This window comes from Shimia sp. R11_0, assembly GCF_017744035.1.
Taxonomy (GTDB): Bacteria; Pseudomonadota; Alphaproteobacteria; order Rhodobacterales; family Rhodobacteraceae; genus Shimia; species Shimia marina.
In genome coordinates, this window is record NZ_JAGHQY010000001.1 from 886,373 (window position 1) to 907,528 (window position 21,156).

The 21,156-nt window shown below is 53.4% G+C and carries 17 protein-coding genes; 16 read left to right on the forward strand and 1 reads right to left on the reverse strand.

Going from position 1 to position 21,156, the window contains the following annotated elements:
* The first annotated feature begins 323 nt into the window (after nucleotides 1–323).
* The 3 genes from J7382_RS04105 (at nucleotide 324) to J7382_RS04115 (ending at nucleotide 3,940) form a co-directional block, all read left to right on the forward strand.
* Nucleotides 324–2,513: a hybrid sensor histidine kinase/response regulator gene (locus J7382_RS04105; protein WP_209067366.1), complete on the forward strand. Its 2,190-nt coding sequence runs from the start codon at nucleotides 324–326 to the stop codon at nucleotides 2,511–2,513.
* 105 nt (nucleotides 2,514–2,618) lie between these two features.
* Nucleotides 2,619–3,011, forward strand: coding sequence for a hypothetical protein (locus J7382_RS04110; RefSeq protein WP_209067368.1), 393 nt, complete (start codon nucleotides 2,619–2,621; stop codon nucleotides 3,009–3,011).
* Nucleotides 3,008–3,940 carry a sterol desaturase family protein gene (locus J7382_RS04115; protein WP_209067370.1) on the forward strand — a complete coding sequence of 311 codons (933 nt, stop codon included), beginning with the start codon at nucleotides 3,008–3,010 and terminating at the stop codon, nucleotides 3,938–3,940. Before J7382_RS04110 ends, J7382_RS04115 begins: the two co-directional genes overlap by 4 nt.
* Nucleotides 3,941–3,995: 55 nt before the next feature.
* Here the strand turns inward: J7382_RS04115 and J7382_RS04120 are convergent, their stop codons facing one another.
* Entirely contained in the window at nucleotides 3,996–5,015 is a 1,020-nt protein-coding gene (locus J7382_RS04120; protein ID WP_209067373.1) for an AraC family transcriptional regulator, read from the reverse strand.
* A 94-nt stretch (nucleotides 5,016–5,109) separates the two neighbouring features.
* On the opposite strand from J7382_RS04120, the gene J7382_RS04125 reads away from it, so the two are divergent.
* From J7382_RS04125 to J7382_RS04185, 13 genes are all read left to right on the forward strand, one after another.
* Nucleotides 5,110–5,820, forward strand: a complete 711-nt coding sequence (locus tag J7382_RS04125) for a hypothetical protein (protein ID WP_209067377.1) — start codon at nucleotides 5,110–5,112, stop codon at nucleotides 5,818–5,820.
* Between the two features lie 45 nt (nucleotides 5,821–5,865).
* Nucleotides 5,866–6,906, forward strand: coding sequence for a DUF1214 domain-containing protein (locus J7382_RS04130; RefSeq protein ID WP_209067380.1), 1,041 nt, complete (start codon nucleotides 5,866–5,868; stop codon nucleotides 6,904–6,906).
* Nucleotides 6,907–6,916: 10 nt separating this feature from the next.
* Nucleotides 6,917–7,915 (forward strand): DUF1254 domain-containing protein, encoded by a 999-nt coding sequence (locus tag J7382_RS04135; RefSeq protein WP_209067383.1) that lies wholly within the window; start codon nucleotides 6,917–6,919, stop codon nucleotides 7,913–7,915.
* Between the two features lie 498 nt (nucleotides 7,916–8,413).
* Nucleotides 8,414–9,973, forward strand: coding sequence for a sugar ABC transporter ATP-binding protein (locus tag J7382_RS04140; protein ID WP_209067386.1), 1,560 nt, complete (start codon nucleotides 8,414–8,416; stop codon nucleotides 9,971–9,973).
* A 12-nt stretch (nucleotides 9,974–9,985) separates the two neighbouring features.
* Nucleotides 9,986–11,257 (forward strand): ABC transporter permease, encoded by a 1,272-nt coding sequence (locus J7382_RS04145; protein ID WP_209067390.1) that lies wholly within the window; start codon nucleotides 9,986–9,988, stop codon nucleotides 11,255–11,257.
* 82 nt (nucleotides 11,258–11,339) lie between these two features.
* Complete coding sequence (locus J7382_RS04150) at nucleotides 11,340–12,296, forward strand: substrate-binding domain-containing protein (RefSeq protein WP_209067394.1); 957 nt, start codon at nucleotides 11,340–11,342, stop codon at nucleotides 12,294–12,296.
* A 102-nt stretch (nucleotides 12,297–12,398) separates the two neighbouring features.
* A complete protein-coding gene (locus J7382_RS04155) occupies nucleotides 12,399–13,211 on the forward strand; it encodes a helix-turn-helix domain-containing protein (RefSeq protein WP_348540000.1) in 813 nt (270 codons plus the stop codon).
* Between the two features lie 260 nt (nucleotides 13,212–13,471).
* Nucleotides 13,472–14,086 carry an alginate O-acetyltransferase AlgF gene (locus tag J7382_RS04160; protein WP_209067399.1) on the forward strand — a complete coding sequence of 205 codons (615 nt, stop codon included), beginning with the start codon at nucleotides 13,472–13,474 and terminating at the stop codon, nucleotides 14,084–14,086.
* A gap of 10 nt (nucleotides 14,087–14,096) precedes the next feature.
* Entirely contained in the window at nucleotides 14,097–15,527 is a 1,431-nt protein-coding gene (locus J7382_RS04165; protein ID WP_209067402.1) for an MBOAT family protein, read from the forward strand.
* A gap of 9 nt (nucleotides 15,528–15,536) precedes the next feature.
* Nucleotides 15,537–16,562 carry a hypothetical protein gene (locus J7382_RS04170; RefSeq protein WP_209067405.1) on the forward strand — a complete coding sequence of 342 codons (1,026 nt, stop codon included), beginning with the start codon at nucleotides 15,537–15,539 and terminating at the stop codon, nucleotides 16,560–16,562.
* Nucleotides 16,559–17,893, forward strand: a complete 1,335-nt coding sequence (locus J7382_RS04175; protein WP_209067407.1) for a hypothetical protein — start codon at nucleotides 16,559–16,561, stop codon at nucleotides 17,891–17,893. The genes J7382_RS04170 and J7382_RS04175 overlap by 4 nt, the downstream gene beginning before the upstream one ends.
* A gap of 205 nt (nucleotides 17,894–18,098) precedes the next feature.
* Nucleotides 18,099–19,490 (forward strand): HlyD family efflux transporter periplasmic adaptor subunit, encoded by a 1,392-nt coding sequence (locus J7382_RS04180; protein ID WP_209067409.1) that lies wholly within the window; start codon nucleotides 18,099–18,101, stop codon nucleotides 19,488–19,490.
* A complete protein-coding gene (locus J7382_RS04185) occupies nucleotides 19,483–21,069 on the forward strand; it encodes a glycosyltransferase (RefSeq protein ID WP_209067411.1) in 1,587 nt (528 codons plus the stop codon). The genes J7382_RS04180 and J7382_RS04185 overlap by 8 nt, the downstream gene beginning before the upstream one ends.
* Nucleotides 21,070–21,156 lie beyond the last annotated feature (87 nt).

Genomic DNA, 21,156 nt, shown 5'->3' on the forward strand with positions numbered 1-21,156 from the left:
GCTCTATTAAATTTTCCGAGTGAATGTATCAACTTTTGGTTGCGAAGCGGCTTCGTGCCAAAGTTCTATGAATGTATGTTCAGTGGGTGAATGATGGCGGATGATGTGCCGCTCATTAATGGAAAATTGTGTGCTCAAGTGGGAAAGGCTTTGGTGCGCGCTGAAAAACTCTGGGGTGAAATGTGGTTACGGCTACACAAAATGTGTTTGCAAAATATACAGACGGTCGGATTCGTGTGGAAAGGGCTCCTGGGGGTGCTTTTGCGGGCATTTGGCAGGTCGATTTTGTTTCAAAATCGGTCTGGTGGAGCCGTGAAGCGCAAATGCTTCATGGGGTTGATGCAGCTTATCAGCCAACCTTTGAGAATGCTTTTGAGTATTGCCTACCTGAGTATCGCGATGCGCTAAAATCAAGCCTGTTGCAAGCCATAGATCAGGGCAATGAGTGGCAATGCAAGTTCGATGTTCAACTGAGTGATGGATCCCGAAAGCGGGTGAAGGCGGAGGGGCGACCCATTGTTGAGGGTGGGCATGTTACGGCCTTCATGGGCTGTTTTGAAGAACTCGACGCGCAGGCGAATTTCCCTCTGTGTTCCGCCGCAACTCCGGTTGCCATTGAAGCGCGCATGCGAGAATTGTTTGAGTTACGCGCAATCATTGATGAGGCCGCGATTTTCTCAGTATCAGACAAACATGGCAAGATTCTGAGCGCCAATCAGAACCTGATCGAGATATCTGGCTATTCGGAAGACGAGCTACTGGGGCACAGTCATAACATCATGAATTCTGGATTTCATGGTCCTGAGTTTTTTGCACGGATGTGGGAAAAGATCGCTTCGGGTGAGGTGTGGCGCGGCGAGATTTGCAACAAGAACAAATCTGGTGATTTGTTGTGGTTTGATACCATCATCTATCCCGTGCTTGATCAAAACGGGCAACCTGATCGGTTTTTATCGCTTCGTTTGGATATTACGGAGAAAGTGCAATCCTCGCATCTTGTCTCGGAATTTTTTGATGTGTCAAACTCTCCGAGTTTTGTTTTGGATGGCCGGGGCTACCTGCGCAGAGTCAATGAGGCCTTCTGCGGCTCGTTGGGGTACTCTTCGAGCGATTTGATGCACACGCCTCTGCTGAACCTGATCAAGCCAGAAGAACGTCATGCGGCGACCGATGCGTTCCGAAAGATTGTGGTTGGGCGGCCAGGGGCCAGTCTTGAGTTTACCTGTTTGCATGCCAGTGGAGCTGAGAGGGTTTTAACCTTCCGTGCCAATCGGTTTGAAGGGCAGGTTTTTGGATCTGCTGTTGATGTCACTGAGGAATTTGAGCGCAAGAAGTCTCTCCAACAAGCAAAGCAGGCGGCGATCGAGGCCAATCAGTCCAAGTCCGCATTTCTTGCAAATATGAGCCATGAAATTCGCACGCCACTCAATGCGATTATTGGCGTGGCTGATGTGCTTTCCAGGGATCAGCACTTGGAGAAGCATCAGCGAGAATTGGTGGATATGATCTATGATGCTGGCAGCATGCTGGAAGGCTTGCTGACGGATATTTTGGATCTTTCTAAGATTGAAGCCGGTAAACTGAAGCTTGAAGAAACCACGTTCTTGCCGATGGAAGAGGTGCGGTCGGCATTGCGTCTGCATATGCTCAGGGCCCAAGAGCATGGAGTGTTCTTTGCTTGTACCGAGGATATGGCTGAGGGCGTGCAGCTTGTGGGGGATCCGCTGCGGCTACGTCAGATCATTTCCAATCTGGCCTCCAATGCTGTGAAGTTCACCGAAAAGGGCAGCATTCAAGTGCATGCCGCCGTCAAGATGAATGAAGCTTTGCCGATCTTGGAGCTTTATATCCAAGACACTGGCATTGGGTTTCCGGTCGAAACAGCGGGCGAAGTTTTTGAGAGATTTGAGCAAAGCCGGAGTAGCGACACGCGGGTGTTTGGAGGCACGGGTTTAGGACTGGCGATCAGTTCGTCCCTCGCGCGTGACATGGGGGGCAGTTTGCGTGTGCATTCCACGCCCGGTGCTGGCACGCGATTTGATTTGAGCATCCCGTTTCCTGCGGCGAAATCAACAACAAACACTGTACAGACTGCGCCGTCAGGAAGTTTGGTGCCTGATCTTTCCGGCAAAACCGTCTTGGTGGCGGAAGACAGTGTGGTGAACCAGAAGGTACTTCGATTGGTATTGCGCCCGACACAATGCAACCTTGTTTTTGTAGAAAATGGCGAAGAGGCGATTGAGGCTTTTCAAAAGGCCGATGGGGCTTTTGATCTGGTGTTGATGGACATGCGCATGCCTAAGATGAATGGGCATGAGGCCGTGAAACTCATTCGCGCCTTTGAAGCCAGACAGGATCTTGTGCCAACGCCTATTGTGATGGTCTCGGCCAATGCCATGGTGCACAATGTGCAAGAAGCTTTGCAGGCTGGATGTAACGCCCATATTGCCAAGCCAATTCGGCAAAAGACCCTATTCGCCGAGATTGCAAAGCTCTTGACGAATAGGGTGTAGCGGCGCTGCAATTCCTCCAGATACTTGGCTTTCTTGCCGTAAGGGAACTTAAATCCCGTTTTGACAATCCCGCACAATCGGCTCAGCTTTGTGACAGGAGGAGCTATGCCGTTGAATGTGCTTTTGGTTCTGGTGATTGGAGGAATCGCCGGGATTGCTGGACTGACCTATGTGTTGGGAATGTCGCGCCGCCGCGCGTTTCAGACTGTGGAAGACGCACGCGCAGCTTGGGTGCGAGAGTATCCGCTCAGCGAGGTTGTCGAGGTCGAATTGAGTCAGAACGGCTATGTTGCTTTGGTGCGGACCAAACGCAGCATTGGCGTCGTCTGGACCATGGGAGATGACAGCTGTGCCCGCATTTTGCGCCATGCAAAAGTTGAGAGGCACGCACAAGGTCTTCGTTTGAAATTGAATGATTTTACCGCCCCGGTGATCCGATTGCCGTTGTCCGGGGCTGAGCAAGCGCGTTGGGCCGCGCAGATTGAGGGGCAGACATGAGTATCAGCTACCCTGACGTGGTCTCCTATGCTGTGCCGTTGTTCATAGTGCTCATTTTGATTGAGCTTGCATGGATCACGGTCACAAAGAGAGGAGGCCGTTACGAAACCCGCGATGCGGTGACGTCCCTGATCATGGGGGCAGGCAATGTTGCATCTGGCATTGCGCTGGGCTTTGTGGCCTACGGGTTTTTCATGGTTTTGTGGGAGATCACCCCGTTTGATCTTGGGCACAGCTGGTGGATCATTGCCATTTGTTTTGTGCTGGATGATTTGCGTTATTATTGGGTGCATCGGTTTGGACATAAGGTGCGGTGGGTTTGGGCCAGTCATGTCAATCATCACTCCAGCCAGCACTATAACCTCACGACGGCACTTAGGCAGAGTTGGACCTACACATTCACCTTTATGATGGTGGTGCGCGCGCCGCTTATTCTGGTGGGGTTTCACCCGGCCATGGTGCTCTTTTGTGGCGGTTTGAATCTTATTTATCAGTTTTGGATCCACACGGAGGCTATCAATAAAACGCCGCGCTGGTTTGAAGCCGTGATGAACACCCCCAGTCATCATCGGGCGCACCATGGGCGCAATGCGCGCTATCTGGATTGCAACTATGCGGGTGTGTTTATTGTCTGGGACAAGCTGTTTGGTACGTTTGTTCCCGAACTGGATGAAGAAAAGCCCGATTACGGCTTGGTTCATAACATTGGGACGTTCAATCCTTTGCGGGTGGCATTTCACGAGTGGGTGGCGATCTGGAAAGACGCTTCACGTCCCGGGCTGCGATTTCGGGATCGGTTGATGTACTGCGTCGCCCCGCCGGGGTGGACACATGATAACAGTCGGGACATGGCAGATGCCATTAAAGCCAAGCACCTAAAGCGGCATCCTGAGAAAAGGGGGACGCCGGGCTTTGAGAACATCTCTTGATCGCATCTTGAGTTGCTTTAGATTTCCCGCCCTTTTCCGTTGCGCGGCAAATGGATTAATTCTGCGTGGTATGTTGGGCGCGGAACTGTGAGGGAGACATACCTGTCCATTGTTGAAAGGCACGTCGGAAGCTGTTTGGTTCTTCATATCCCAACCGGCTTGCGATTGTGTTGATCGGAAGAGACGTCTCCCTCATCAGAGATTTTGCTTTCTGTGAGAGAAACTCTGTCTTCAACTCGCGAAAGCTGGTGTTTTCTTGCTGTAGATGCCGTTGCAAGTTGCGGGTACCTATCCCAAGTGTGGCTGCAACATAGTCTTGGGACATGCCTGTGCCATCGCCGCGTGTGGACAGACACTGCAGTACGTCTGCACGCATCGATGGGGTCCGGTTTAGGCCCATGCGGGTGGCCAATTCCGCGAAAGGAATGGCTTTTTGAACGAGCAGTCGGTTTGGATTGGGCGTTTTCAATATCTCGCGGTCTACTGATATGGCCGTGTAGGGCGCGCCCGTGCGCAGAGGGCTTTTGATCATGTCTTCCAAGAGGTGTTGAGCGCTGTCTGGTGCGGCGGGCAGGTCAATGCGAGTTGGGTGCCAGTCTTTGCCGATAAAATGCAGGAAGACCTGAGACAGCACAAAGGGAGCAGCCTGTTCAATGTGGTGGTATCCCAAGACAGTGTCGATCCTTCCGAGAAAGCCAATGACCAGTTGATCGCCCTCGGGCTTGAGGATCAAAGAAGATCCCTGATGTATCAGGGGCAGGGCTTTTCGGGCCCGTACAAGAGCAGCAGCTAAATAAGGTGCTGCGAGCACATATTCTGCATAGCCATCATAGGCATCGTATTTGAATTGCTGGCCAATCCGAATGCCCAAATGGCGATCCCCAAGGGTGCGCGCCACGTTTTCCACCAGCACAGCAAGTGGCGCATAAGGGATGAACCTTGGCCCCGCGTGCCACATTTCACGATCTAAACCTGCTTGCCCAAGGGAACGGTTGACCACTGATCTGGGGGCCAGTGTGTCGAGAACTTCGACGATGTGCTTCAATTCGAGCACGTTGACCATTGGTCTGCGCATGAGACGACTTTGTCGTAAAATGATTGGTTCACTCAGTTTAAGGTAGAGCCTGACATGAGGTAAGGCCCAAAAAGTGTTCCATAAGACATACAATTTGGTGCTGGTACTCCTGCTGGGGAGCGTATCATCGGTGCAGGCTGAAGTGTGGGAGGTGCAGATCACCCCCTATTCATGGCTGACGGGGCTCAAAGGGGAAGTGGGCGTTCTACCGTTGGATGTGGATTTGTCATTCGGCGATGTCCTTAAGGATCTCAAGTCATCTGGGATGTTACTGGCCTCAGTGCAGAATGGGCCGTGGAGTGTATTCTTTGATACAACATTCTCGGATTTGTCCTCACGAGAACCGTTGAATGGTCCAGTGTTTTCAGAACTGGTCGTAGACACAAAGACCACGACGTATTCACTTGCACTTGGCCATCGGTTGATGGAGCGCAGCGATGCGTTTGTGGATGGTTATGTCGGACTGCGCGCTTGGCATTTGGACAATGCTGTCAAGCGGGTGCGTACTGACGGCCAGATCACCATTGTTACAGACCAAAAGGACTGGGTTGATCCGCTTCTGGGTGTCACTGGATCTTTGCAGATATCTGAAACGTGGACGGTTTTTTCAGCATTGGAAATCGGTGGCGGATTTGGCGGTGCTGATCATGAGTGGTCGCTCCTGTTTGGGGGGCACTATGCGTTAAACGATTGGTTTTCGGCGACGCTTGGCTGGCGGCATTTGGATGTAAAGTACCAAGAAAACAACTATGTATATAGCACGGTGCAATCTGGTCCCGTATTGGGTGCGACGTTTCGGTTTTGAAGATGCGGCGCTGGTTTTGCGATGTGTAACGATCAGGAGAAAAACATGAACCTGCAACACTTGATCCGGTTGGTTGTAAGCGTATCAACCGCCGCTTGCGCCATGGGGGCAACTGCGGTGCCTGCGATCGCGCAGGAAGCGCCAGTTGCCGTCACCGTGGATAACTTTGTGCAGGCCGCGACAGCCTATGAATTTGAAAGCTATGCAGGGTTGGCCAACGGCGTGAACACGTTCTTTCACTTTCTGACACCCACGCCAATTGACAACCAGCCCACCATTCGCATGAACCGCGACACACTTTATAGCTCTGCAGTGGTCGATATTCGTGATGGTGCCACTTTGTCGCTGCCAGACGTGGGGGACCGGTATATGACGACCATGGTCGTCAATCAGAACCATTTCATCAATGAGGTGTTTCACGGTGGTGGTCGTTTCGAGCTGAATATGGAGACGTTCGACACGCCGTATGTATTGGTCTTTATGCGGATTTTGGTGGACGCAAATGACCCAGAAGATATCGCTGCAGTTAACGAGATTCAGCGTGGTTTTGAGATTGATAGCCGCTCTGCTGAGCCTTTTGTGGCCCCTAATTATGATCGCGAGGGGTTTGAGCGCGTGTTACGTGCCGCGATCGAACTTGGCCGGTTTGCCACCGACAGTCTGCGTACTTTTGGCTCGAAGTCGCATGTAGAACCATTGCGGCATTTTCTTGGGACCGCAGTTGGCTTTGGGGGGCTGCCGGAAGACGAGGCCTTCTATTTGAATGTCGATCCGGGCTTGCCGGTTGGTGCATATAAAATTGATGTGCCAGCCGATGTGCCCGTTGGCGCCTTCTGGTCTGTGAGTCTCTACAACGCTGAGGGTTTTTTCGAGGCCAACGATCTTGATGCATATGTGGTCAACTCGGTGTCTGGTGTTGCCAATGATGACGGAAGTTTCACGGTTCATCTTGGTGGTTGTGAGGATGGAAGGCTCAACTGTCTGCCGTTGATGGACGGGTGGAACTACACCGTGCGGCTCTATCAGCCCGGCCCTGAAGTGAATGATGGTCGTTGGGTGTTTCCAAGCGTGGCAAAGGTGAATTGAGGAGGGCGTGATGCGGAAAACCTTGTGTTTTGCGATGGCAATGCTGCCGTCGCTTTGTCTGGCGCAGACAGTCACAGTGGAGACTTTCGTGCGAGCGGAGTCAGACCATATGTTCCGCAGCAATATGGCCAATATGGGCATTGAAGTGGGAGAACTTGCGCATTTGCGAGATCCTACCACTCCGAGTAATCAGCCTGTGATCCGCATGAATCAAGACACGCTCTATTCATCGGTGGTTGTGGATTTGAGCGCGCCTGTTGAGGTGACCCTTCCGGAGGCGGATGGTCGGTATGTCTCAATGCATGTGATCAGTCAGGACCATTTTATGTTCGCTGAGACCAAGCCGGGCCACTATCAGCTGACTGAGGAAGAAGTCGGTACGCGTTTTGCTTTTATTGCTTTTCGGACCTTTGCAGATGTGACGGATCCCGAGGATGTTGAACGCGCGCATGCGGTGCAAGATGCGATTGTCGTCAGTGGTGGGGGTGATGGGCCCTTCGATGCGCCGGAGTGGGATGCGGTTGCCTTGAAGAGCGCGCGGCAGGCCCTGAATCAGATTGCTGTTCTTGGATTTGATGCGAGTGCTGCATTTGGGCGCGAAGAGGAGGTTTCTGCAATTGATCACCTTATCGGCGCCGCGGCAGGTTGGGGTGGCTTACCGGCGGTGTCTGCCAGTTATCTGCTGGGGGCCGTGGAGCAAAATGATGGGGAAACGCCGCACGCTGTGACAGTTGGTGATGTACCGGTAGATGCCTTTTGGTCAGTCACTGTCTATAACGCGGATGGATTTTTGGAAGCCAACGATCTGGGGGTCAATAGTTTCAATAACTACACGGCCAAAGCTGACGATAATGGGCAGATCACACTGCATTTTGGCGGATGCGCTGATGGGCGGTTAAACTGCATTCCGATCACATCCGGTTGGAACTATGCTATTCGTTTATATGAACCGCGCCCAGAGGTTTTGGCAGGGTCGTGGCAGTTTCCGACGTTTAGAAGCGTCCCCTAGATACAGAGCATCCATTCTAGCTCCGCATAGAGCGATTCAGGTGGGGCGTGATGCCAAAGGTAGTGCGGGGCATACGAGAAAATCGGCCGGGATCTCAAGTTAGCGGCCGTTCATAGACGTTTAGCGCGTTTGGTTCTGCCGTAGATTTCGGGCAGGTTTTGAACCCTGTTGGGGAGCTTGAGTTTCGCCTGCTCTGGATGTGCGTGCAACCTCCTCTGGGGGGGGAGACCTTTACGTATTTGCGCATGTTGGTTCCAGATGTCGAGCCGCAATATGGGAACGTTAGGGGAGAATCTTAGTCTCACTAGACGATTTCACTCCTCGCCTTTTAATGGGTGCAAGAATGGAGGAGTTCTTAGTGAAGCCTCTTTGGCTTGCTTAAGTATTTGATTTAATTCCTAAAAATAAAAATTCGCGAAGTTTGGAGTTAAAGTCGTTGACAGTTTATATGTAAAGGAGATTTATATATGAAGCGACATCAACCTTGGGAGGGGGAAGATGATTTCGGCTTCATCGTTGGCGAGGGAAGATTACCTGGCCAAGAACAGTAAAATTGAGATGCGCCTATCCGGCATTGGGAAGTCTTTTTCCGGCGTGAGCGTTTTGCGTGACGTAGACTTGGATATAACGGGTGGAGAAATTCACACGTTTATGGGTGAAAATGGCGCCGGAAAAAGCACCTTGGTGAAAATCATCAGCGGTGTGCAGCCCCCATCCGCTGGCACTTTGGAGATTGATGGTACTCCCGTAGATTTTCGTACCCCTGCAGAAGCAAACGATGCAGGTATCGTCATTATGCATCAAGAGCTCAGCCTTATTCCTGAAATGACCGTCGCGCAAAATGTGATGCTGGGTCAGGAGCCGATGGTTGGGGGGCTGTTTGTAGATACAGCGGCGTTGAGACATACCGCTCAGGAAGCTCTGCGAAAATTCGGGTTTTCGCTGGATGTAGACACGCTTGTGAAGGACTTGCGCGTTGGGGAGCAGCAACTGGTGGAAATCGCCCGTGCGCTGATCATGGATGCGCGCCTGTTGATCATGGACGAGCCGACTTCTGCGCTCTCGCAAAGTGAGGCCGACATTCTCATGGAGGTTGTGCGGGATTTGGCGCGCCAAGGCGTTGCCGTTGTCTATATTTCACATCGCATGGATGAGGTCTTTGAAATTTCCGACCGTGTGTCTGTGTTGCGTGATGGTAATCTGATTGGCACCCGGCTTGCCAGCGAGACCACATCGGATGCTCTGATCCAGATGATGGTTGGACGCTCTGTTGAGATCAAACCAGTACAGCGCCAGTCACCAGCGCAGGACAATGTGGTTCTGTCCGTCCGCAACATGTCAGCCACACATATGGGCAAGCGCGTTCTGGAGGATGTTTCCTTTGATCTCCGTCGTGGCGAAGTTCTCGGTGTGGGAGGATTGTTGGGCGCAGGGCGCACCGAGTTGCTTGAAACCATCTTTGGTGCGCGCGGTGCGTCATATGAAGGTGAGATAAAAATCGAGGGGCAAACGGTGAGTTTGCGCACGCCAGCAGATGGCGTTGAGCATGGTCTGGCACTCATCACTGAAGATCGTAAAGGCAACGGGCTACTGCTCGACCGTTCCATCGCGGACAATGTGATCCTGCCACTGTTGCCGCGTAAGTCCCGTTTCGGACATTTGTCGGGAAGAGATCGAGACGCTGAGGCATTGCAGGTGCTTGAGACATTACGTGTCGCCGCGACCGGGATCGAGCATGTGGTTGGGCGATTGAGCGGAGGAAATCAGCAAAAAGTTGTTTTGGGCAAATGGTTGGCCACTGGTCCCAAGATATTGCTTTTGGATGAGCCAACGCGGGGCATCGACATTGGCGCAAAGGATGAAATCTACGACTTGATCGGGAAGCTCGCTGATCAGGGGCTGTCTGTTGTACTCGCCAGCTCCGAAATTCCAGAATTCATGGCGGTCTGCGACCGAATGATCGTTCTGTGTGAAGGGCGTGTCGCTGGGACACTGAGCAGAGAGGAGATGTCTTTAGATGTGATCAAAGACCTCTCCATGCAATTTGAACAACACTAAGTGGGCCATATCATGACCGAAGTCACAACGTCCCCTGGCAACAAAGCCACTTCCGGCGCAGCTGTTCTCATGCAGCTTCTGGGCAAGACAAAACTCTATTGGGGTCTTGCTGCGCTGATCGTTTTTGGTGCGCTGACCTCTCCTTTGTCATCCAAAGGAAATAATATCTTTCTGTCACTTGGCAATCTGACAGACATCCTGCGGCAGGTTTCAGTGACAGGCATCGTCGCTGTTGGCATGACATTGGTGATTTTTATTGCAGGCATTGATCTGTCTGTTGGATCAATCATGGCACTGGGCACGGTGATCTGCGCGATGCTCCTGACGCAGCAGGGCTGGACGGCAGCGAGCATGTTCTCAATCCCGGCGTCGGGCGTGGTGTTGTGTGTTGCTGTTGCGGCGTTGCTCTATTTTGTCCAAGTGCAAATGCGTCGATCCAAGAGTGCCTCAGGTAGCGGTGCGCCCTCCAAGATGCCCGCGCTTGTTGTTGGTGCAGTGCTGTCTTTTGCGGTGATGCTGTGGATGGTGACGCAGGTTGAAGGCAAGTTTGGGGTGATGGCTGTGTTGGTCGCGGTGCCATGTGTCGGCATTGTTATGGGCAGTTTGAATGGGGTGTTGATCGTCTATGGGCGCCTGCAACCATTTATCGTGACCCTGGCCATGATGGTTGGTGCTTTGGGGCTTGCAAGGGTGATTGCGGGGCAGGACACAGCAGTTTACCCCGTTTACACCGGAAGCAATGCGGTCCAGGAGTTTGATGTTCTGCGTAGCCTGCTCTGGGGTGTGGTGCCCGTGCCGGGATTGTTCTTTCTCGCAGTATTGGCGCTGTTTTACGTACTGACGCGGTTTACCACCTTTGGCAGCTATCTCCTTGCCATTGGCGGCAATACGGAGGCGGCACGTCTGGCAGGCATCAATGTTAAACGCAACACCATTGTAACCTACGCCATTGCCGGCGGGCTATCGGCCTTGGCTGGTATCCTTTATGTTGCTCAGTTTCGCCAAGGCAAGCCCGATGCCGGTCTTGGGTTGGAGTTGGACGCCATCGCCGCTGTGGTCATTGGCGGTACCAGCCTGATGGGCGGTCGCGGAGCCATCTTGGGAACATTTGTTGGCGTGCTGATCTTTGGTTTCCTGAGCAACATTCTGCAACTCAACAATATCGATAGTAACACGCAGCTCATTCTAAAGGGCGTCATCATCGTTGCAGCGGTCTTGCTGCAGGAAGGGCGTGTTGAAGATTTTCTTTCCGCAGCAAAACGGAAAATGCGGGGAGAGAAGTAACCCTGGCCTCGCAGTTTTGGAGGACCGGAGACCAGGGTTTGCCATTCAGCCATTTGGCTGGTTCATGACAAGGGAGAAGAATATGCAACGACGTACTTTCAGCAAGGGTCTTTTTGCCGCGACACTGGCGGTGACTACCAGCGCTACAGCTTTGATGGCTGCCGACAACTACGTGATCGGGTTTTCGCAGGTGACCACGGTTGAACCTTGGCGCGTCCAGTTCAACAAAGACCTCCGGGCTGAAGCTGCGCTTCACGACAACGTGGAGCTGTTGATTGCGGATGCCAATGACCGCACTGAAAAACAAGTTGCTGACGTAGAGAATTTCATTCGTCAGGAAGTGGATGCGATCCTGATTTCACCAAAGGAATCCGCTGGATTGACCGGTGTTGTAGAGCAGGCGACGGACGCGGGGATTCCTGTTTTCGTTCTGGACCGCAATGTAGACACGGATAAGTATATTCAGTGGGTTGGGGGCGACAATGAGCTCATTGGCCGCGCAGCGGGTCAGTTCGCACTGGACAAGCTCGGTGGTGCAGGCACCGCGAAAGGCACCATTGTAGAAATATGGGGCGGGCTTGGCACCCAGGCTGCACATGATCGCGCGAATGGCTTCCACGAAGCGTTTGACGGAGAGGCAGGTGTAACTTTCTTGCTGGATCAGCAATCGGGTGATTGGAAGCAAGACCAAGCCTACGACATTATGTCCACTGCTTTGCGCAACTATGAAGACATCTCCATGGTGTACGGCCACAATGATCCAATGGCATATGGTGCGTATCTTGCCGCCAAAGATGCGGGACGTGAGAAGGACATTCTCTTCATTGGGGTAGATGCGCTTCCGGGAGAAGGCGTGACTTGGGTTGCCAATGGTGAACTTGCTGCGACGTTCCTTTATCCAACGCCGGGTGCCGAGGGTCTGCGCCAAGCCTTGGCCTATCTCTCCGGCGAGAGCGTTGAGAAATCAGTTGTGATGGGCACAGAGACCGTTACATCTGAAAATGCAGATGAAATCCTGATGCGTAACGGACTTAAGTAAACTAGGGTCGGCCTCAACTCCTCCGCGTAGGGGTCGACTTTTTGTGCGCAGGGGCTTAGGGCTCCTGCGCTCGGTTTCTAGGATGACAGGCTTTCCCTAATCGTGACAGACAAACCAACCAGATTGCAAAAATACTCTGCGCCAGCGCTTGAGAAGGGCTTGGACATTTTAGAGCTGTTGTCGCTGCAGGCTGGTGGTGCTCTAAGCCATGCCGAAATTGCCAAAGGCATCGGCCGGTCCAAAAACGAAATTTTTCGGATGATGGTGGTTTTGGAAGAGCGAGGATACATTGAGCGAGGCGCGGATGATGATTTCAAGCTTTCTGCGAAAGTAGGCGCGCTTTCGGCCTCTGTGAATGACGAGGTGAAGATGCGCGGCATTGCGCAGCCCTTCCTTTCGCGGTTGAGTGAGGAAACGGGGTTGACCAATCATCTGTGGGTCATTGTTGGCGACGCGATGCGTGTGGCACTCTCCTCTGGTGCGGAGGGATCTTATAGCTTGAAGCTCAATGAGGGGGAAAAAGGCGAGCTTTTCATGACGTCGGCGGGGGCCTGTTTTTTATCCGCGCTCGAGACTTCATCTGACCAAATGCGCTTGCTGCATTCTTTGGGAGAGTATGTTCCAGACAATGAGTTTTCTGCATTTTGGCAAGACATCGAAGACTGTCGACAACAGGGGTTTAGTGCGAAACCCAGCCGCCAAGCCTACGGTATTCTGGAAATTTCCGCGCCTGTGCGCATTGGTTCATCTACGGATGTGATTGGCGCTGTGACCGTTCCAATTATTGGCGCACGCCATCAGGACAATGAAATTTCCAAGGTCACGGACAGGCTTTTGGACGTCGTTGGCGCGTTGAATGCGCGCCTGAGCCTCCTCGCCTCCGCCGGTTTTACCAAGATGGGTGCGCAGGGGTAACGCCACCTTTGTTCGATTAGATTGCGAATGGCTCCGAAGGCCGCCACAGGATTTGGCCGGCTATGGCGATTTGCGCGCCCTTCGCTTTGGCGGGGCGTCTATTTCCTACTGTTGGCCTTGTGAGTAAGCGACTGTCCGGCCGTGCATTTATCTAAACTTTTTAGATTGCCCCATACTTTTGCGCAGCCTCAGATGCTTTTGCTCTCCCAGATCATGTCTCCTGCCCAGTTATTGAAAAGGCAGCAAGGAGATTTCAGATCATGTTGGGACGACACAGTTTTTTCGCCGCCACGATTGCCGCTTGTTGTGTGGCGATGCCACTTACAGGCATGGCGCAGGATGCCGCGCTCTATGAAGAGGCTATCCCGGATGACGCTGCTTTTGTGAGGGTTTTTGACACGAGCGGAGATCATACTGGCTCAATTGAAGTCAGCGGAGCCACCTTCTCTATGGAGGCCGCGAACAAAGGTCATTACGTCCCGATCAGCGCATCCAAACTGACTGACGGGTCTGTGGGTCACTATTTGAGTGCGTTTCGCAATGCAGAGGGCACTGTCCGGATCATCGAGGAGCCTGCACGTTCGGGGGCTGGCAAAGTGCACCTGATTTTGTTGAACGCCGATGTTTCTGCTGTCCGGTTAACGGTGGCGGAGCGCGGTGTGGAAGTCGTGAGCGCGGTGGAAGCGGGCGATGCTGGCATACGCGCAGTCAATCCTGTCGCGGTGCGCCTGGCCGTAGAACGCGTCAGTGATGCGCAGGTTCTCGGGGATTTTGATGTGGCTTTGAACAGAGGTCAGGATCTCACATTCTGGGTTTCCAACGGAACGGCCAGAATGGTGAAGAACAGTTTTGGTCCAAACCATAAGACAGAATGAGGGTAGGGTTATGGTATTCTCTTCGCCGATTTTTGTTTTCGCGTTTTTGCCGGCATTCCTGTTGCTTTACTATGCTGTGCCTGAGCGTTTCCGGACGGCGACGCTACTTGTGGCCAGTTGCGTCTTTTACGGGTGGTGGCAGGCAAACTACCTTGTTCTGGTTCTGGGCATCGCTGTTGTGAGCTATGTTGCTGCGGATTACGCGCTGAAACTGCCTTCGGACTATGGGCGCCGCTGGGCAGTGCGCCTTGGCGTTTTGTGCAACCTGCTCATCCTTGGCTGGTTCAAATATGCGTATTTCCTGACCGATACATTTACCAGCGGGTTTGAGCGGATTGGGATTAACACGAATGGCACCGTGACATTGCCAGAAATCATCTTGCCCATTGGGCTGTCATTTCTGGTGTTTCAATCCATCAGCTACATATTGGATGTGTCGCGGGGCGACGCTCCGCCTGCCAGCCGCATTGTGGATTTTCTAGCGTTCTCAACGCTGTTTCCCCAGCTCATCGCAGGGCCAATCCTACGGTATAAGGATCTGGCGCACCAATTTCAGACTCGTAGCCATAGTTTGGAAAACTTCACCAAAGGGTGCCAGAGATTTGTCACTGGCCTTGCCATGAAGCTGTTGATTGCTGACAGTGTCGCGCCTCTGAGTGACCGGATGTTTGGGCTTGCAGCACCAAGCCTGCCTGAAGCCTGGCTGGGTGCTGTGGCTTATGCGATCCAGTTGTTCTTTGATTTCGCCGGCTATTCCGCAATGGCGATCGGGTTGGGTCTCATGTTGGGATTCCGCTTCATCGAGAACTTCAATGCGCCTTATATCAGCAGATCTGTCACGGAGTTTTGGCGGCGTTGGCACATCAGCCTGTCCGCGTGGTTGCGGGATTATCTCTATGTGCCGCTTGGCGGCAATCGTGGCCCGGCCTGGAAGACCTATCGTAATTTGGTCCTGACCATGGTTTTGGGCGGACTATGGCATGGGGCCAACTGGACGTTTGTGATCTGGGGCCTTTGGCACGGGGGCATTATGGCGCTGGAGCGTGCTCTGGGTGCCAAACACAAAGAGACGGTTTGGCCAAAGCTGTTAGCTTGGCCACTGACAATGACCTTTGTGCTGATGGGATGGGTCGTGTTCCGTGCCGAAACGCTGCCGCAGGCGATGTCGATGTTTGAAGGCATGGCGGGAATGAATGGTGTGGTTCTGAGTGGAGAAACACGTCTCTTGTTACGTCCTACAGAAGTCATCTTTTTGGTGTTGGGTGTAATGATCGCGCTGCTTCCGATGTGGCGAGAGATGACAGCCTCTGAAGCGATTGCTCGCCCCGCCTCGCAGCTCTGGCATCATTTGGCACCTCTACGCACGGCGATCCTGTTCTGTTGCAGCGCTGCGATCATGTTGGCGCGCACAGAGTCCCCCTTTCTCTATTTTCAGTTCTAGGAGGTTGTGATGTCTGTAAATACACGCATTTTTTCACACATTCTTCCGGCTGCGCTCATTGCCGCAACGGTCTGTCCCGGTGCTTGGACAGTCTCACAGACATCGTTTGAGGGCATGGATTGGCAAATCGGGAACGGGGCGGCACAACGGCTTTATGAAGCGCGATTTGAGCGGGGGTTCCCGCTGGCGGATGTCATTTCGCAGGGCTGGACCGCTGCCAAATTGCATGCATTTGGTGAAGTTTCAGAGGGTGCAATCCTTGGGGCGGGCCATACTCTGTTCACCGCAGAGGAGTTCTTGGACCCCGTTGAGAGCGTGGATTTTTCTGCGGTGTTGGAAGAGACACAAGCGGTTCTGGACGCCGCGGATATTGATTTCATACCGGTTCTCATTCCTGACAAAGCGCGCATGCAAGCCCATCTTCTGCCGCATGCGCGTTCAGAACGTTTCGCTGCGCGTTTTGACGTGGCGCTCTCTGAAATTTCTGCTTTGGGGAGGCCGGCGATTGATGTGCGTCCAGCGCTCTCGGAGGCGCATATGTTCTTACGGACGGACACGCACTGGAGCCCGGAAGGTGCTGAGGGCGTGGCACAGTTGGTGGCAACACATATGTTTGCCAAAGCTCTGCCCTCGACCGTATTTCACACGGAAAAGGTCGGTGAACGGGCCTTCACGGGAGATTTGACCAGCTTTGCCAATGTTGGCGACTGGTTGGATGCCGATGGATATTTTTCTGAGACCATCGCGGAATACGCAACAACGCGAGGCGCACAAGATGGTTTGGATCTGTTCGCAGATGTGTATGTGCCTGTTGCATTGGTGGGCACCAGCTTTTCCGCCCGAGACGCCTTTCATTTTGAGGGGTTTTTAAAGACAGCCCTGCAGGCGGATTTGCTCAATCATTCGAAAGTTGGACGGGGGCCTTTTGCGCCGATGCGGGACTTTTTGGAAGCCCTGCCAGCTATGGAATCGAAACCAGAGCTGGTGATCTGGGAAATCCCAGAGCGCTACATCACACCATGGAGGACGAAATGAAACGGATTTTAGCGACGGTTGCCTGGGGCATTTCGGGAAGTCTTGGGGCGACAGCATCTCTGGCCAGCCCGGTTTGTCAGGAATTTCGTGCGCCAGATCTTATGCCGAAGAAATATGCGAAACTGGCGCCTGTTTTGTCGAATGGGGCCGATGGCTGGTTGATCACAAATGACCAAATGGATCTTGATTATACGCCTCATGCGGAGGTGCCGGACTTGTTGCGCAGTATTGCGGAGGAGTTCGCGAGACGTGAAATGCCCTTGGCCATTATGATTCCACCGCCCCGTCCGCTGGTCGCAGGTCAGAAGGTCATGGATGACTTCCCCAATGGTGCGGAAATGGATGTTGCTGAGGTGAGCGCGAGCTTTTCAGCGATGATCTCCGATATTCGCAGTGCTGGATTGATTGCGCCGGATCTGCTGCTGGCGACACAAGGGAAAGAAGCCCTCCCTGCAGAGTTCTACTTTCGCCGGGATACTCACTGGACGCCGGCAGGCGCCGCAGTCAGCGCTTTGGCGTTGGCGGATGAGGTCGCACTTACTTTGCCCCGCCTTTTTCCTAAAGCTGGAAGCACCGATGTGACCGATCTTACGCTGAGCGAAACAGTTACGGAAAAAGGATCACTCAATGGCATGGCGAAGAACGTCTGTGGCGTGATTTTACCGCCTGAAACCGCGCCAACACTGCGGTTTCCGCAAGAGGAAGGAGGTTTGTTGGATGAAGCAGACAATTCAAAGCCGCGTGTTGCCTTGGCTGGGTCAAGTTTTAGCGACCGCTACCAGAGGGATTTTTATCAGGTTGCGGATGCGCTGGCGCATGCACTTGGGGCGGAGGTCGACAACTACTCCGTGTCCGGAGGCGGGGCGATTGGCGGTCTGGAAAGCCTTGTGCTTTCTGGCGCACTCACATCAGGTCACTATGATCTGGTGGTATGGGAGCTGCCCTACACGGAGAGCTTGAGCCGCACGCATTTCCTGCGTCAATTGCTCGGCGCATTGCGCCACGAAGAGCTGGGCACCCCAGTTGCAACAGTTGGCATTGATCCGCAGGCCAAAGACATGACTGTCACACCGCATGACGGCACTCCAGGCGCTGTGCTGGTGTCACTGCCTGAGAGCGATTTGCAACGTGTGGCCATTGATCTACGTCTTGCTGACGGCAGCAAGGAAACGCTGCAGCTGTTGCGCAAAGATAAAGTGCCAGCGGAGCGGCGGTCTGATCTCTGGGCGGTCAGTTTGGATGGGTATGACCGTAAAGGAATTCAACAGATGAAGCTGCGCTTTAAGGGCGGAAAACCCGGACAGGACGCAACGGTGTCTTTGTATAAATAGCGCCAAAGGGCGCACTCCTATCCTTATGAGTGCGCCCTGAAACGGGATTTCAGGATGATTTATATACTTTGGGTTAGTGTCGCACGCTTTTTGTGTGGCGCACATACCTGCGTGTTACGGTCGCAAACGGATAGGGCCGTTAGGTTGAAGGCGTTTAGTGATCGAGGTTGCCGTGAAGATTCGCCATCAAAACCCAAGTGCAGATTTGAGCTGGACAGTTCAAGCGCCGCTGACGTTGGAAACCCCAACGGGCGAGCAAGTCGGCATCTCGGCTTGGTCCTTGGCAGGATTGGAGTGGCCGGAAGATGCTGGAGAGTGCCCGCAAACGGGCATTCTGAGTGTTCCGTTTCAAGGCGTAGACGTGCGCTTTCCTGTGCGTCTGGTGCAAAAAGAAGCGGGCGCGCTGGTGGCTTTTGAAGGGTTGAGCGGGCGCCAACGCGAAACTCTGGCGATTTTCTATCGGTCACTCTTGTCCGGGAAAATGGCCAGCAGCGGTGAGGTGATCACGAGTTTGGATACACCTGTTGATCTGGTGCCCATGGGGGAAACAGAGGAAGAGGTGGCTGCGAGCTCCCAGAAAGGGCTGCCCGCCCCACTGCGCATTGCGATCAATGTCACGATGTATGTTTTGGTGGCCGGCCTTATCTTGAGCATTTTGGGCGCGTCATTGTTCAAGAGCGTGACCCGCATTGATGTGCAGCATGGTCGCGTGGTTGCGCCTATTGTTGAGCGGCTGCCTTCAAATGAGGGCTACGTAAAATCTATACATGTAGAGGCGGGGCAGGCTGTTGAAGCCGGGCAGATCCTTGTGCGTTTGACCGATCCAATTGCTCAAGGTGCTTTGACGGAAACTCGGGCCAAGCTGACGCTGGCGCAGAAAGAATATCTGGATGTGCAGGCCGCCATTGCGCAATTGGAAACAGAGCGCCCTGATCTCACATTGGAAACACGCGGGGCATTGTTTTCCCAGACCTATGCCCGGTTTGTTGGGGATCGAGGCTTTGACACCCTTTGGGCGCGCTGGCTCAAGCTGCGTGACAGCGACCCGCTGGCTGCTGAAGGTATTGATCCTTTCGCCTTTGCCATTGCGCGCCTGCGCGAAATTGAAACAGCATTGCTTGCAAAAGTGCGCAGCCTGCGCGCGGCGCGGGATGGGCAAAAGAGAGGTCTGTCCCTCAATCATGTGCGTGCGCCTTCTGACGGTATTGTGCATGAGGTGCTGGTGCGCAAAGGCCAGTTCTATGGTCCTAAAGATCTGGCCGTGGTGTTTGAAAGCAATGCCCCCCGCGTTGCCATGGGCTGGGTCAGTGAGCGTTATGCAGAAACGCTTTTTATTGGCATGCCTGCTCAGATCGGTGTGAACGTCGCCGGAGAACGCCAAAGTATCGCCGGAGAAGTCAGCGATGTGCGGGCCGGCAGTGATCCGCGTCGCCCCGGGGAATTCGGAATTATTGTGACCGTCACCCCCTTGGGCATGGAGGCGGAAGAGACAAAAGCAGTCCTGCGGATGGATGCTCCGGTGAGTTTGGAAACGCGTCGTCCTTTTGCGCAGAAAATCATCAACCGTGTGAATGAATGGGTGAAACGCAATGGCTGATCTGTCTTCGGAATACGCTTTTGACAAGGATCTGACAGAGCGGCTGCGAGATTTGCAGACACCCATCAAACCCTATTGGGAACGTTGGACTGCGCCCCATTTGATCGCTTTGATGGCTGTTTTTGTTGCGCTGTTTTGGCTTTTGACCAACGTGCCCAATCGATTTGTGGATCCAAATGCGGCGCATATCACCGTGGTGCTTGGTACGCTGGGCATCTGGCGCTTTGGTTGGTGGTTTACACATGCGGTTCGAGCAATGATCTATGCCCGTTTCAAATGGCCGGAAATGCGCCGTCAGGCGGACGCGCTCTGGGATGCAGGTTGGCGCCCTAAGCGGCTGCATATCCAGATGACCACTTACTATGAGGAGCCTTCGATCACCAAGCGGGTCATCGGCTCTATTCTGGGCCAGATCCGCCGTGAACGTATCCCTACCACCCTCTACATCGGCACAGGCAGTTCCTATGATGAAACCATCATACGGGAGTTTGTGGAGACCTATGCGCAGGACATTCCAGATGATCTCGCAGAGCTGGTTTTTGTGCGTCAAAACCAGCCCGGCAAACGTATGGCGATTGGCCTGATCCTGCGGGCCATTTGCCGGACCGCGGCGAACCCCGATGACATGGTGATTTTTATGGATGGGGATGCGCTTTATGGGGGGGATGTGCTCAAAAAGACGCTGTCGATGTTTGCTTACGATCCGGAGCTGCAGGCACTGACCACAGATGAAGAGGTCATCTGTTATGGGCCAACATGGATTGCAAAGTGGCTTGATATGCGGTTTGCACAGCGCCGCCTGGCGATGCAGAGCCATGCGATGTCCAATCGAGTGCTGACCCTCACCGGTCGGATGAGTGTTTTTCGCGCACAGCATATTCTGGATCCCAAGTTCATCCGTACCATCGAGGCGGATCACCTCAATCACTGGCTGTGGGGGCGGTTTCGTTTTCTTTCGGGTGACGACAAGTCGACCTGGTATCGTCTGCTCAGTGTCGGTGCCAAAATGACATATGTGCCGGATGCGACCGTCTACACGATTGAAGTGATCAAAGAGAACGGTCTCTTGCGGATGATCCAGAACTTTCGCCGCTGGTCGGGCAATATGCTGCGTAATGGCAGCCGTGCGATCGCGCTGGGCCCGCGCCGGATGCCGTTCTTCATTTGGTGGTGTGTGGTCGACCAACGGCTTGCCATGTGGACCATGATGGTCAGCCCCATCTTGGCCGTTTTGGGCAGCATGATTGCGCCGGGGTATTTTTGGAATTGCCTGATCTGGGTGTTGTTCTCCCGCGTGGTGCTGTGCCTGTTTTTGATTGGCTACAGCCGACGGGCCGACATGACCTGGCCCTTCATTCTGTACCTCAATCAGGTGATCAACGCGTCGGTGAAGATCTACATGATTTTCCATCTGTCCAAACAGAAGTGGTCCAATCGGGGCAATCAGAGCTCTGGAGAAGGCACGGGCCTTGTGGAAAGACTTCGGAATGGGTTTGCCAAATTCCAGCTGGTGACAGCGGTCTCAGGATTCTTGACCCTGCTGATGATTTATATTGGTCTGATTGACATGCCCTTTTGATCGGGACCTATCCTTTTTCGTGAACAGATGACCCTCCGCCCAATCCTGGGTGATTGCTGGCTTTGTAGAGTGAAGTTAGACGAAAAT

Coding starts and splice junctions, on each gene's coding strand:
- J7382_RS04105 (WP_209067366.1), top strand. CDS start 324: ATGCTTCATGGGGTTGATGCAGCTTATCAGCCAACCTTTGAGAATGCT.
- J7382_RS04110 (WP_209067368.1), top strand. CDS start 2,619: ATGCCGTTGAATGTGCTTTTGGTTCTGGTGATTGGAGGAATCGCCGGG.
- J7382_RS04115 (WP_209067370.1), top strand. CDS start 3,008: ATGAGTATCAGCTACCCTGACGTGGTCTCCTATGCTGTGCCGTTGTTC.
- J7382_RS04120 (WP_209067373.1), bottom strand. CDS start 5,015: ATGCGCAGACCAATGGTCAACGTGCTCGAATTGAAGCACATCGTCGAA.
- J7382_RS04130 (WP_209067380.1), top strand. CDS start 5,866: ATGAACCTGCAACACTTGATCCGGTTGGTTGTAAGCGTATCAACCGCC.
- J7382_RS04135 (WP_209067383.1), top strand. CDS start 6,917: ATGCGGAAAACCTTGTGTTTTGCGATGGCAATGCTGCCGTCGCTTTGT.
- J7382_RS04140 (WP_209067386.1), top strand. CDS start 8,414: ATGATTTCGGCTTCATCGTTGGCGAGGGAAGATTACCTGGCCAAGAAC.
- J7382_RS04145 (WP_209067390.1), top strand. CDS start 9,986: ATGACCGAAGTCACAACGTCCCCTGGCAACAAAGCCACTTCCGGCGCA.
- J7382_RS04150 (WP_209067394.1), top strand. CDS start 11,340: ATGCAACGACGTACTTTCAGCAAGGGTCTTTTTGCCGCGACACTGGCG.
- J7382_RS04160 (WP_209067399.1), top strand. CDS start 13,472: ATGTTGGGACGACACAGTTTTTTCGCCGCCACGATTGCCGCTTGTTGT.
- J7382_RS04165 (WP_209067402.1), top strand. CDS start 14,097: ATGGTATTCTCTTCGCCGATTTTTGTTTTCGCGTTTTTGCCGGCATTC.
- J7382_RS04170 (WP_209067405.1), top strand. CDS start 15,537: ATGTCTGTAAATACACGCATTTTTTCACACATTCTTCCGGCTGCGCTC.
- J7382_RS04175 (WP_209067407.1), top strand. CDS start 16,559: ATGAAACGGATTTTAGCGACGGTTGCCTGGGGCATTTCGGGAAGTCTT.
- J7382_RS04185 (WP_209067411.1), top strand. CDS start 19,483: ATGGCTGATCTGTCTTCGGAATACGCTTTTGACAAGGATCTGACAGAG.